This window comes from Stenotrophomonas sp. GW821-FHT09E08 (genome assembly GCF_059416125.1).
This window is the reverse complement of sequence record NZ_JBWKOO010000014.1, coordinates 16147-29233: the sequence shown is the minus strand read 5'-3', so window position 1 is coordinate 29233 and position 13087 is coordinate 16147. Positions and strand designations below refer to the sequence as shown.

The 13087-nt window shown below is 65.8% G+C and carries 9 protein-coding genes; 5 read left to right on the top strand and 4 right to left on the bottom strand.

What is annotated here, in order from left to right; all coding sequences use genetic code 11:
* The first annotated feature begins 90 nt into the window (after window positions 1-90).
* The 5 genes from AC07M7_RS16225 (at window position 91) to AC07M7_RS16205 (ending at window position 7252) form a co-directional block, all read left to right on the top strand.
* Window positions 91-708, top strand: a complete 618-nt coding sequence (locus tag AC07M7_RS16225) for a metal-dependent hydrolase (RefSeq protein ID WP_495207855.1) — start codon at window positions 91-93, stop codon at window positions 706-708.
* Complete coding sequence (locus AC07M7_RS16220) at window positions 705-2090, top strand: FAD-binding oxidoreductase (protein ID WP_495207854.1); 1386 nt, start codon at window positions 705-707, stop codon at window positions 2088-2090. Before AC07M7_RS16225 ends, AC07M7_RS16220 begins: the two co-directional genes overlap by 4 nt.
* Window positions 2091-2302: 212 nt before the next feature.
* Window positions 2303-3724: an ATP-binding cassette domain-containing protein gene (locus AC07M7_RS16215; RefSeq protein WP_495207853.1), complete on the top strand. Its 1422-nt coding sequence runs from the start codon at window positions 2303-2305 to the stop codon at window positions 3722-3724.
* 248 nt (window positions 3725-3972) lie between these two features.
* A complete protein-coding gene (locus tag AC07M7_RS16210) occupies window positions 3973-6330 on the top strand; it encodes an autotransporter family protein (RefSeq protein WP_495207852.1) in 2358 nt (785 codons plus the stop codon).
* A 514-nt stretch (window positions 6331-6844) separates the two neighbouring features.
* On the top strand, window positions 6845-7252 hold the full coding sequence (locus AC07M7_RS16205) for a hypothetical protein (RefSeq protein ID WP_495207851.1): 408 nt from the start codon (window positions 6845-6847) through the stop codon (window positions 7250-7252).
* A 44-nt stretch (window positions 7253-7296) separates the two neighbouring features.
* Here AC07M7_RS16205 and AC07M7_RS16200 read toward each other — a convergent pair whose 3' ends face one another.
* The 4 genes from AC07M7_RS16200 to AC07M7_RS16185 all read right to left on the bottom strand — a co-directional run bounded on the left by AC07M7_RS16200 (window position 7297) and on the right by AC07M7_RS16185 (window position 12422).
* Window positions 7297-8484, bottom strand: a complete 1188-nt coding sequence (locus AC07M7_RS16200; RefSeq protein WP_495207850.1) for a hypothetical protein — start codon at window positions 8482-8484, stop codon at window positions 7297-7299.
* 34 nt (window positions 8485-8518) lie between these two features.
* Window positions 8519-11023 (bottom strand): TcfC E-set like domain-containing protein, encoded by a 2505-nt coding sequence (locus tag AC07M7_RS16195; protein WP_495207849.1) that lies wholly within the window; start codon window positions 11021-11023, stop codon window positions 8519-8521.
* 61 nt (window positions 11024-11084) lie between these two features.
* Window positions 11085-11579 (bottom strand): CS1 type fimbrial major subunit, encoded by a 495-nt coding sequence (locus AC07M7_RS16190; protein WP_025876629.1) that lies wholly within the window; start codon window positions 11577-11579, stop codon window positions 11085-11087.
* A gap of 108 nt (window positions 11580-11687) precedes the next feature.
* Entirely contained in the window at window positions 11688-12422 is a 735-nt protein-coding gene (locus AC07M7_RS16185; protein ID WP_426354370.1) for a CS1 fimbrial subunit B flags: Precursor, read from the bottom strand.
* Between the last annotated feature and the right edge of the window lie 665 nt (window positions 12423-13087).

Genomic DNA, 13087 nt, shown 5'->3' with positions numbered 1-13087 from the left:
AGAGGCCGACCTTGGTCGGCGCTTCTGTGCCAACCAAGGTTGGCACCTACCAGAGCGCAGCCTGGCCGGCACTACCACGGTGCGTGACTGATGCCTTCGATCATCACCCACGCAGCCGTGCCGCTGGCGCTGTGGTGCGCCGCTGATCGTGGCCGCATCCCGCCGCGACTGCTGGCGGCCGGTGTGGTCGCGGCAATGCTGCCCGATGCCGATGTACTGGCCTTTGCACTGCACATTCCCTATGCCGATGCGTTCGGACATCGCGGTGCCAGCCATTCGTTGCTGTTTGCCTGCGCGCTGGCCATATTGGCGGCGTTATTGTTGAACCTTGGTAGAGGCCGACCTTGGTCGGCACCCCGCAGCTCCGGTAGTCGCCGACCTTGGTCGGCGCCTCCATGCCAACCAAGGTTGGCATCTACCGTGCAAGCGGCGGTGTTCGTCTTCGTCTGCGCCGCCAGCCATCCGCTGCTCGACGCCATGACCTCGGGCGGCCTTGGCGTTGCCCTGGCCTGGCCGTGGAGCGAACACCGCTTCTTCGCACCGTGGCGGCCGATCCGCGTTTCACCGTTTGCCCCGCAGTTCTTCAGCGCGCGCGGCCTGGCCACCCTGCTGTCGGAACTGCGCTGGGTGTGGCTGCCGCTGGCCGGCGCCGTTGTTGCCTGGAAACTGATTCAACCTGCTCCTGCTGCTCCACGAGATCCGTCATGAGTACCGCACTACCCGCTGCACTGGTTGTCGAACTGTCCGCCCTGCTGGGCGCGGAAGGCTGGCGCATGGATGACGGCGCACTGGAGGCCAACGCGCAGGACAACTCGTGGCGCCACCAGCGCCCGGCTGCGGTGGCACTGCCGGCCGACATCGAACAGGTGCAGGCGCTGGTGCGTGCCTGCCGCGCGCATGGCGTGGCCCTGGTCGCGCGCGGTGCGGGCACCGGCACCACCGGCGCCGCCGTGCCAGTGCCCGGCAGCATCGTGCTGTCGTTCACCCGCATGGACCGCATCCTCGAGATCCGCGCCGGTGACCGCTGCGCCGTGGTGCAGCCGGGCGTGCTCAACGGAACGCTGCAGCAGGCACTGGCACCGCACGGGCTGTTCTGGGCACCGGATCCTTCCAGCGCGGAGATCTGCAGCATCGGCGGCAACCTGGCCTGCAATGCCGGTGGTCCGCGCGCGGTGAAGTACGGCACCAGCCGCGACAACGTGCTGGGCCTGGTAGCAGTGACAGGTACCGGTGAGGTGATCCGTTGCGGCGGTGCCTACACCAAGGATGCCACCGGCTACGACCTCACCCATCTGCTGGTGGGCAGCGAAGGCACGCTGGCACTGATCGTGGAAGCCACGTTGAAGCTGACCCCGCTGCCGGTCAGCCAGGCTGGCCTGCGCGTGCTGTACCGCGATGCCGATGCCGCCGCCGCTGCCGTGTCGCGGCTGATGTCGCAGCCAGTCGTTCCCACACGCTTGGAATTCATGGACGCACGCAGCCTGGAGCTGTTGCGCCTCAACGGTGCCGACGTACCCGACGCTGGCGCGATGCTGCTGGTCGAAGCCGATGGCGACCACGACACCCTGCCCTATCTGCTGCAGGCACTGGCCAACGCCGCCGAAGGCGACGGCATGATCGAACTGGATGTAGCGATGGAAGGTCGCGCGCGCGATCAGCTGTGGGCCGCGCGCAAGGCGCTGTCGCCCGCGCTGCGCAGCGTGGCGCCGGGCAAGATCAACGAAGACGTGGTGGTGCCGGTGTCGCGCATCCCGGATCTGGTCGCCGGGGTACAGGCACTGGCACGCGAGTACACGTTGACCATCGTCACCTTCGGCCATGCCGGCAACGGCAACCTGCACGTCAACATCCTGTACCACCCGGACGATGCCGACGAAAACGCACGCGCGCATGCCGCGCTGCCGAAGATCTTCGAGCTGACGCTGGCGCTGGGTGGCACGCTGTCGGGCGAACACGGCATCGGCCTGGCCAAGCGCGATTTCATGGCCAAGGCGTTCAGTGCGGAAACGCTGATGACGATGCGCGCGATCAAAGCCGCATTGGACCCGGATGGCATCCTCAACCCCGGCAAGGTGCTGCCGCCGGCGTGAGGTTCCGTGTGGAGCCAAGCGTAGGCTCGACTCCACAGGGCAGGGTGAACTTCTTCTGTCGTGACTGCCCCGCCCAGGAACGACAGGCTGCCCGCGCGTAGACGGCCGCTGCAATAGCCGCCGCGCAGGCTCTTGAAGTCAGGCATCCTGCAACAGCACCCTGCGGTGGATGATCAGGCCGTCAACAGCCTGCCTGCTGGAGATTACGCACCATGCTGCAACTGCAAGACATCGAGCTTCACTTCAACGGCCGCGCGCTTTTCAGCGGCGTGGACCTTCGACTGCCCGCAGGCGCGCGTGTCGCGCTGATCGGCAACAACGGTACCGGCAAGAGCAGCCTGCTGCGGATGCTGGCCGGACAGGCAGCGCCCAGCGCAGGACAGATCCACTGGCGCGACGGGGCATCCGTTGCCTACGTGCCGCAGCACGTGCTGGACGGATCGGCGCGCAGCGGCGGCGAACAGATGCGCCATGCCCTGGCGCGTGCGCTGGATGCAGCTCCGGATGTGCTGCTGCTGGACGAACCCAGCAACCACCTGGACCGCAGCGCACGGCGCTCGCTGCTGGCCCGGCTACGCCAGTACCACGGCACCTTGGTGATTGCCTCACACGACACCGCCCTGATCGAGGCGCTGTGCGGCACGCTGTGGCATATCCACAACCAGCGTATCGAGGTCTTCCAGGGCCGCTACCACGACCACCAGCTGGAACTGCAGCGCCGACGCGACGCGCTGGATCGTACCGTGCGCGACCTCGACCGCGCGCAGTCGCAGGCCCACGACGCTCTCATGCGCGAACAGGAACGCGCCGCCTCCTCACGCAAGCGTGGCGCGGTGAAGGTGGAGCAGCGCAAATGGGGCACGGTGCGCTCGGCCACCAAGCTGGAGCGCGGTAACACCACGGCGGGACAGAAACGCCAGCAGATCCGAGACGTGCAGGAAGACATCGCCGAGCGCCGCCGGCAGCTGCAGCGCGACGAGGTCATCGCGCCGCGCTTCCAGCTTCCCGCGGGCTGGCGCCGGGAGGGCGTGGTGGTGCAGGTCGCCGACGGCGCATGCGGCTACCACGCGCCCCTGGTCGTGCAGCAGCTGCTGGTACGCCTGGAGGTGGGCGACTGCCTGCTGGTGACCGGCGACAATGGCAGCGGCAAATCCACCTTCGCCCGCGCATTGCAGGATGCCACCGATGTCCAGCGTGAAGGCGACTGGCTGCTGCCGGCAAAGGAGCAGGTGGCGCTGATCGACCAGCACTACGATGCACTGCCGAGCGCGCTGACGCCGGTGCAGGCGATGGCCGCATGCCAACCCCAATGGACCCCCTCCGAATGCCGCCTGCATCTGGCCGACTTCCTGTTCCGTGGTGAGGCTCCGGCGCAGACGACCATCGGCCAGCTGTCAGGGGGCGAACGCGCACGCCTGGCGATGGCCCTGATGGCGGCCCACCCGCCCACCCTGCTGATACTGGACGAACCCACCAACAACCTGGACATGAGCCTTCGTGCCCATCTGCTGCAGGTCCTGCACGCCTACCCGGGCACCCTGGTCGTCATCTCCCACGATGAGGGCTTCATCCAGTCGCTGCAGCCCACGCAGCAGTTGGATCTGCCGGCCGGCGACGGTGCCGGCGCACGCTGAACCCTCAAGAAACGCAGGAAGCCGATCGCGACACTTTGCAACAAGTTGCATGGGACCGCGACACCTGAGCCGGAACAATTTGAGTCGAAGTGGACATGCCTGGTTGTCTTTGGCATAGCATCGCCGACAGATCAAGCCACCCGGATGAGATGGGGGACGGCCGATGACGCGGCTGTCCAAACCAGACACATTCGTCCGATCAGGAGTGATCCATGCGCCGTCATTCTGCACGTCCCCAGTGCCTAACCATGCGCCCCCTCACCCAGTGCCTCCTGTTGGCCCTGGCGACCCTTCCTGCAACATCCGTGCTGGCACGCAACCTGGATGGCCAATCCGCGACCGTGCGCGAGAGCACCGCAATTGAAGCCTGGACGCTAATCAATGGCTCCAGCCTGACTGTCGAAAAGGGTCGTACGGAGACGATCCGCAGCACCGATTCACAGGTAACGCTGCGCAACGGCCGCGTCGAAGCGCTGTCCAGTGGCGGGAGGGCCGACATCGTGCTGCAGGGCAGTTCAACGCTGGATATGACCAACAGTGGGCTGCGTGACGGCAGCGTGGTGGTCAGCGACCTTTCCACCGCACACATTGTTGGAAGCACCCTGCATTCGGTCGGTGCCAATGCCAGGTTCAGCGTCGGCATCTACCTCGACAAGTCGCCCAGCCGGCCGGACGCCAACAGCACCGTCATCGTCGATTCCTCTTTCGTTCGCGCTGAGGCGTCGCCGGGTGCAGTAAACCTGAGCAACGGCCACGCGGTGCGACTGCAGCAGGGAACCGCCATACTGCAGAACGGCACCCGGGTGGAAGGCGCCAACTCCGGCGTACTGCTGTTGGGCGGAACCATTTCGTCTGTGCTCGGTCAGCCCATCACCCTGCGCGTGGACAACGCCCAGGTGGCCTCGGACAACGGTGCCGCCATCTGGGTGGCGCCGCGCAGGCTGGTGCGCTACGACATCACCGTCGCCAATGGCTCGCAGCTGTCCGGCGGCGATGGCCACCTGCTGCTGGTACGTCCCGATGGTGTTGCCGCATCCGAAGCCGAAGTTCACTTCACGGTGGATGACGCACGCCTTGCGGGCGACATCACCTTCGAGGCCGAGCGCGTTACCGGCAGCCTGGACGTGGTACTGCGCAACAAGGCGCAGATCGATGGCCGTTTCGCCAACGTCACCACGGCCAGCATCGACAGCGACAGCGCCTGGCTGATGACCGGCGACAGCACGGTCGGCCATCTCACCCTTGGCGCGGGCGGGACCGTGGCGCTGGGCGATGGCAGCAGCTTCAATACCCTCAGCCTGGATGCGTTCACCGGCAACGGCGGCACCCTGCTGTTCAACACCCAGCTGGGCGATGACACCTCGCTGACCGACACACTGGTGATCAATGGCGACGCCAACGGCCAGGCCAATGTGCGCGTGCTCAACGCCGGCGGTGCCGGTGCCAAGACCGACCGCGGCATCGAGCTGATAGATATCGGTGGTGCGTCCAATGCCCAGTTCGATCTGGTCGGCCGCGCGGTGGGCGGTCAGTACGAGTACTTCCTAGTGAAGGATGCCAACGGCAACTGGTACCTGCGTTCTGAACTAGCCACGGCACCGGACCCGTGCAAGATCGACCCGACCCTGCCGGACTGCACCCCCGTAACGCCAATCGACCCGGTTGATCCGATTGATCCAATCACCCCGGTGCCAGTGCTGCGCCCGGAGGCCGGTGCTTACCTGGCCAACCAGTTCGCACTAGACCAGCTTCTGCGCCATACCTGGCGCGACCGCCAGGGTGGTAGTCCCGCCACCGAGGGGGTGCGCGGCTGGACGCGCGTGGATGCCAACCAGAGCAAGCTGGCGGCCGTGGATGACCAGCTGGACCTGCGCGTGGACCGTTCGCGCCTGCAGTTGGGGGCAGACATCGGCGTGTTCGACAACGGTCGTGGCCGCGTGGGTGTGATGGGCACCGCTGCACGCAGTAGCGCCACCTCGCGTTCGCAGCTGACCGGCTTCAGCGCACGCGGAAGGGTGGAAGGGGGGGCGCTGGGCGTGTACGGCAACTGGAGGACCGAGGCGCTGTATGTGGATACCAGCGTGCAGCGCGGCCAGTTTCGCAACCGCGTACAGGGCGAAGGCCTGACCGAGGAACGCTACGACTCGGATATCTGGCAGTCGTCGCTGGAAGCCGGCTATCGCTTCAACATCGGTCAGATCGGTAGCACGGCGCTGAGCCTGCAGCCGGAGGTGCAGCTGGTCTACACCGACGCCAGCACCGATGTACACAACGAAACCAATGGCACCGTGGTGCGCGCCCTGGGCGACAGTGGTTTGTCCGGCCGTGCAGGCCTGCGCCTGCAGGGTGAAGGCCGCAGTGCGGCCGGTGCCTCGGTCAGCCCGTATCTGGCGGCCAACTGGTACCGCGATGGTGCTGGTAACGGCATCGCCTTCGACGACGAGTTGCTGAAGGCCGGCATCCCGCGCAACCGCTATGAACTGAGCGCGGGTGCGCGCGTGGAATTCCGTTCCGGCTTCAGTGCCTGGGGCGGGTTCGGGGTGATGCGCGGTGACAGTGGGTACCGTGAAGCGACGGCGAACCTGAGCGTGGCTTACAAGTGGTGATGTAAACACGAACGGCGCCGCAGAGATCCGGCGCTGTTCTGCTTTCTGCTTTCTGGTTTCTGTAGCGCCGAGCCAGGCTCGGCTGCTCTTCGGTCAGATCGCGATGAGCCGAGGATGCGCTCGGCGCTACAACACATGTCGCAACTGGCACGCGCATGCGTGCTCGGCTTCGCGCAGCGCATGCAGTATGCATCTGCAACGTTTTCGAAATTGAAACTTCTCTGATTGGTACAGCAGCACCTGCGTGCACATCATGGCGCGCCACCGACAACGGGTGGCACGGGCTTGCAATCCCGTTTGGCAACTTTGTTGTTTACGCTTGCCTGTCGGCGTCGCTCTTTCCTTGTTGGGCGGCGTCGGCAGGCAATCCGTCCGTGCCCTATGGCGGGCGGTGCGTGGGGGTCTCGTACCCGCCGGCGTTTCTACATCAACCTCCGGTATTGCAACCACGCACCGTCCGCCGCCCTCGCCCAGCGCGAGGGCGGCCCCTTGCTCCGCACTCAAGGACGCCGCCATGACTTCTTCGCTCTATCCCTATCTGTTCGCCACATTGGGCGACGCCGTCGAACGCTTGCCGGACGATCTGGCCAAAGCACTCGAAACCACGTTGGGCAGCACGATGCGCGCCCACGCCGACGAAGGCATCACCCTGCTCGGCTGCCTGCAGCGCATCCGCCAGGTGGACGCTGCCGACGGCCAACCGTGGCCGGACAAAGGTCGCAAGTGCTTCGGCTTCGCGATGGCACGCATCGACCGCGCCAATGCCGGGCTGACCTTGCTGCTGGAACTGCTGCACGCCATCGAGCGCGTACGCGTGGACGGCGATGCCGACCAGCAGGTGGGCGATGACGTGCGCGAAGGCTTGCTGCTGGCCTGCCGTGGGCTGGGCGAGTATGTGGATGTGCAGTGCCGGGTAGCGTAGCCAGCTTCCGCGGCACCTCGACCACGCCAATCCCTGCCCCAGGCTCAGGGATTGGCGTCGAACAACACGGTCATGTCTCCTTCCCAGCGCGAGCCCGGTGTCTTCACCATCTCCAGCACCGCGTCACGCCCGGCGGTGAAGCGCAGGGTCGAACGGCGCTGCATCAGGTAACCATCGGGCGTGAAGCGCGGTGCCTGACCGTCATCGGCCAGCAGTACGGTGTTCTGCGCCGGACGGCCATCGCGCAGGTTGTTCATGCCCGGAAGGGTGACGTCCACATCCACCGGCACCTGCTTGTCCGCCTGCGGATCATGAATGCCGCACTGGTCGCCGACGTGGTGCTGGCAGCGCAGCTTCATGCTGAAGTCCATAGACGTGGTCAGATGAAACGGCAGCTCCTGGCGCAGCCTCGCCGGAGCAGTGCCATGATCGATCCAGGGCGACCAGCCCCCTTCGGGCGCCAACTGTACGCGCGGCGCCTCGGTGGCGAAGCGCACCTGGAAATCGTGGATCACATCGAACACGAAGTTCATGCGCACGGCCTCGACACCGGTGATGTTGTCGCCCAGATCGATATCGGCCCCGGCGCCGCCGGTGGTCCAGGTTTCCTGGGCCGCGTAACGGCCGTCCTGCAGCGTCATTGCATTGGGCAGGGTGACGTGGATGCCGAGCCCCACGTTCCGGTAGGAATAGGTGCGGCCATACCGCGTGCTGGTGCTGTAGCACTCGGTGGGGCTGGCTGGTGTCCGCGCCGCCCAACCACCCAGTGAGAATCCAACCCCACCGGCGCCGCGGATGGCCGTGCAACCTCCACTGACGCCGTGGTACCAGGGATCGCCGCCACCACCGAAGTTGATGCGCATGGACAGGGCCGCAAAGCTGATGGTCGCCTCGAAGGTGCGTCCGCTCGACACCTCCTGCAGGGTGATCGTACGCGGTGGCGGGAAGCGGATGTAGGTGGTATCACGCCTTGACGTGTCGTCGCTCGGCCCTTCCTTGCGCCAGTACTCGCGGTTGCCGAGATCGAAGATATAGGCCCCGTTTCTATCGCATTCGGCCGGCCTCCAGTTGCAGAAGCTGCCCCGGGGTGTCGTGTTGCGGAATGCGGTATCGCCCGGATCCAGGGCGTTGGGCCTGAATTCACCGGTGACGTTGACGTCCACCACCTGTGCGGTGGCAGGCAACGCCGCCATTACGGCCAGCAACGGGAACAGCCGGATGCCAATAGTCATGCTTTAGACCTGCCTGGTTCGTCGGAACAATGGGCTAGTGCGCGACCACCGACGGCGGACAACCGATGCCGCCCACCATCAGTACATCGCCTTCGCGCGGGTGACGGCCCTCCTCCATGGTCAGCACACAGCTGATCCGGTTCGGGTAGCGCAGCTCCACCACCGGCGCGCGTGCGCTGAGTTCAAGGGTGAAGAAGCCTTCTTCCTGGCTGACGCTGCGGCCGGCGTGGTTGATCACCTGCACACCGCGCATGCCGTTGCCATCGGCATCCAGTACCTGACCCATCACGGTGAAGGTGCGCAGTACATCCACCGTGGTGTGCACCACGCCGCCCTTGTTGAGGTGGTAGCTGATGGTCGACGGCTGCAGCGCCGCCGCAGGTGCGTGCCGGCCGTGGAAGTCGAACTGCACCTGTCCCGCACGATAGGCGGTGACCGGAACGAAGTTGCGTCCCGGGCGCAGTTGCACGCCACCGCCACGACTGTCGTCGGCACGCAACGTGATATTGGGGAAGTCACTGCGCACGTCGACGATGATGCCGGTGTCCACGCTGCCGCTGCGTCCTTGGCCCAGCACGGCAGCATGTCCTCCCCCGATCACCACGGTGCTGTCCAGGTTGGCGCTGCCGCCAACGTGGCCAGAACCGGCACCGCGATACAGCTGCACATCGCCTTCCAGCAGTGGGCTCTGCAGATAGGCGCCCGCGCCGGCGCCAATGCCGCTGCGTTCAGCTGTGACCATGCCATTGACGCTGCGCAGGATCTTCCCATCCACACGCTGGGTGGCGACCGCGGTGACGTAGCCGTCGCGCTGGCTGCCTTCGCCGGTCCGGCTGCCCAGGCTGCCGCTGTAGCTGCGGCGCTCGCTGCCGAGTGACACACTGACGGTCAGATCGATGCCGCGCTGGCGGCGATAGTGGGTGAAGCGGCTGCCCGGACGGTCGTAGGCCGAGACACGCCAGTTGACGTCATGCCTGCCGAACAGGGTCTCGCGGCGACCGTAGGACACGTCGATGCCGGTGCCACGGGTGAAGCCGGAACTGCGGGCCACGCGCAGGCTCGCATTATCGCGGTGACTGAAGCGATGGGTGATCGATACGGACGTGGTGTCCTGCCAGCCTCCCCGGGTTTCCCAACGTGGCGGCGCACCCTCGCTGGCGGGCAGCCGATGACGCTGCTCTGCCCAGCTGCGCGCGTGGTTGGCGACCACCGAGCCGGCACGGTAGCGATACAGTCCCTGCAGGTCCACGCCGCGCCCGGCATCGCTGGAGGTGTAGAAATTGGTGTAGGCGCTGAAGCGATCACTGGCCTGCCAGTCCATCGACAGGCCGGTGGCGCGGCGCGTGCCGATCTGCTGCACGGTGGCACCGGCCACTGCGCGCGGGTGCGACAGGTAGTTGACCACCGCACCGGCGGCGATCTCGCCCTCCTGCATTGAACGATCGCTGTCGAGCAGGCTGCGCTGCTGGCCGGCGAACGCGCTGTAGCGCCAGCGCCGGGTGGGATCACGCCAACGGCTGGGTTTGTGGATCGAGGCGGTTTCGCGCGAGGCCTCCTGGCCGTCTTCAATGACCCGCAGTACCACGTCATAGATGCCGCCTGGCAGGCGACGCGTGTCGATCTCCTGCACGCCGGGCTTCACGGCCTGTGTGGCCAGCAGATTGCCGTCGCGCAGAATCTCCACCACACCGTCGCGGTTGGCGGTGACATAGACCGGATAGACGCTGGCGCTGCGCGTGTCGGCCAGCAGTACATCCGACGAACCGAACATCACTCCCAGCGCGGTGTCATTCTGCGTACCCGGCGCGCGTGGCTGGCGGATGATGCCCTCGAACGTGGGCAGGAAATAGCCCGCGCGGACGAAATGATCGCCGAGCTCGCGTTGTGCATACAACGCACTGAGATAGTGCTCCGTGCTGCCGGGTTGGGCGTAATACTGGTAGCTGCCAACCGTGCTCCACAGACCGATGCTGCCACTCAGTTCAGCGCTGTAACGGGCGCTGGCCGGCTGGTCCTGGCCGCCATGCACGGCCAGGCTGTTACGTACGATCAAGCCATGGCTGCCGGACGCCGGCAGGGCAATGTTGCGTTGTTCCGCACTGGCAGTTGCCGGCGTCAACAGGCTCAGCAGTGAATTGGCCAGACTGTAGTGCAGCGCGGCCAGGCCACGGCACTGCGGCGCGCATATGCCAAGCGGCAGCGGTTCGGCCAGCTGCTCGGCCCAGCGCGTACGCTCGCTCTGCGGCCACGGGCTGTCGATGCTTTCGACGAAGCCGATCAGCTGTACGCGGTTGTCTTCATGCAGCAGTACTTCGGCGTCGCCCAGGTACTGCCCGTCCAGTTCCACGCGAACGGTCAGCGGATTGCCGAACAGATGCTCGCGGAACTCCGCAGGCATGCGGTCGCGCTGCTCCAGCAGGCTGACCTGTGCGTCTGGCGCGCCTGCGTTTGCCTGCGCCGAGGCAGCAGCAAGCAGGGCGGCAATGGCAACCGCCAGCCGCAGCGGAACCGGTCGCGGATGTAGGTGTGAAAGGCGCATAGGGAAGATGCCCTCCTGCCGCACGCGTGGTGGGGCAGGAAGGCACAGAGCTCGGCAGGGGTCAGATGTCGCTTTCGAAGATCATGTGGAACTGACCGCCGTAAGTACCCTGCTTGTAGCCGCCGCCCGGTTCGGTAGGCGCTATGGCGAAGGCCAGAGACTTGCCGGATGCGGCCTGGGCTGCGTTGGCAACGGTGATCTTGGCGGCGGCCGTTGCCGGCACGACCACGTTGTCCAGTTTCACCGCCAGATCCACGACGTCCGCGGCCGAGGCCATCTGCGCCGGGGCGGACAGATAGGCGGTGATGGCAGCCGGCGACTTCACGTTGATCACGCGACCGGTCAGTTCGCCGAGCACCTGACGTGCGGTATCCCACGGCAGATTCTGCGGCAGGCCTTCCCAGCCGTCCGGCGTGGACACCTGCAGGCCGGCGACGTTGGGAACGTCAGCCGACACATTGACGGTGATCGATTTCGTTTCGGTAGCCGCAAAGCTGACGGCCGGGGTGATGAGCAGGACTGCCGCAGCCGCCATCGCGTGTTTCAAGAAGGACATTCAGATACTCCAGGGTGAGTGGGTACAAAAGCCAGGACAAGGGCAAAGCAGTCCCATCGGACTCCTGGCGGGCCCGGGCGGGACAATGGCGTTGGTGGGGACGGACGGTCAGCGGCGGCTGTCGATGCTGCGCTGGCGTTCGCCCTCCTTCAGGTCGTAACGGATGAAATGCGTATCGTCAGACGCCAGCAGGTGAGAGCGGCCGGGGCGTACGTGCACGATGATTCCGGGCGTACAGGCGTCGACCTTGGCCCGCTCGCACTGGCGCAGGTTTTCCAGAACAATGGTGGCGTTGCCGTGGTTGTGGATCTGGCCGGATTCGATGCGTGTGTCATAGCGCGGGTGTTGTGGCGCGATGAACAGCACGGTGCCGAAGCCGGTGAACACGCGGATGGCCGAGGAAAGCTCTGCGGCCTGCTGTGCCTGTTCCTCGCTGAGCGAGAATTCCTCGGCACTGGGCGCCACCGGCACGAAGCGCAGGCGGTAGTAGCGTTCCTCGTCGCGCAGGCCCCGATACACCAGACGTGTGGCCTGCTGGCCGTTGCCTGCGATGATCAGGCGACTGGGACTGGCAATGACCCCATGCGCCCCAGGCGCGTTGCGCACCAGCGATGGCGCATCCACCGGAACTTCGACGGGCTTGTCATCGGCATCGAAAACGATCTCTGCCACTTCCACCCGGACGTAGGCGGTGCCGGCGCCGGTATTGCGGATGCGTTTGAGCAGGTTGCTGCTGCCAGGCTGCAGGTAGTCGAAGAGGACGCCGACATTGATCTGCGGTGCGCTGGCGTGGCTGGGGAACGCCAGCGCACACAGCAGCAGGACATGGACGACACGTGACATGGGACCGCTCGTTTTCAGGAGCGTGAAGTGTGTCGTCGGGTCAATCGCCCGGCTATGAAAATAGTTGTAAGCCGAAGCGCACAGCGGCGAATTCGGAGGATTCCTAAATGCTCATCGCCCGTGCTGCCAGCATGGCCGGCAATCAAGGCACCCTGCCCGCTGCCGTGTACCGGCGGGACACGAATCCCTGCCGCACTCAGGCGAAGTGCTCGTATCCGCTCGAGCCGTCGTGGCCTTCAGTGTGCACGCCCTGCCCTTCCATGATGCGGCCGATGCGGGTGATCGGCACGTCCAGCGATTCGGCCATGAAGTGGCACGCCCGTTCCGCACGTTTAAGGGTTACGCCAAAGAGGCGGCGCGCAGAGCGGTTACATCCGTGCCAACCAAGGTTGGCACCCACCAGAGCAACACGGTAGCCCCGGGCCATGCCCGGCGTTTTGGTAGGCGTCGACCTTGGTCGACGCAGTGTCGGCACGAAGGCCTGACACATCCGTGCCAACCAAGGTTGGCACCTACCAGAGCAACACGGTAGCGCCGGGCCATGCCCGGCGTTCTCGTGTGTCAGGCGAAATGCTCGTATCCGCTCGGGCCGTCGTGGCCTTCAGTGTGCACGCCCTGCCCTTCCATGATGCGGCCGATGCGGGTGATCGGCACGTCCAGCGATT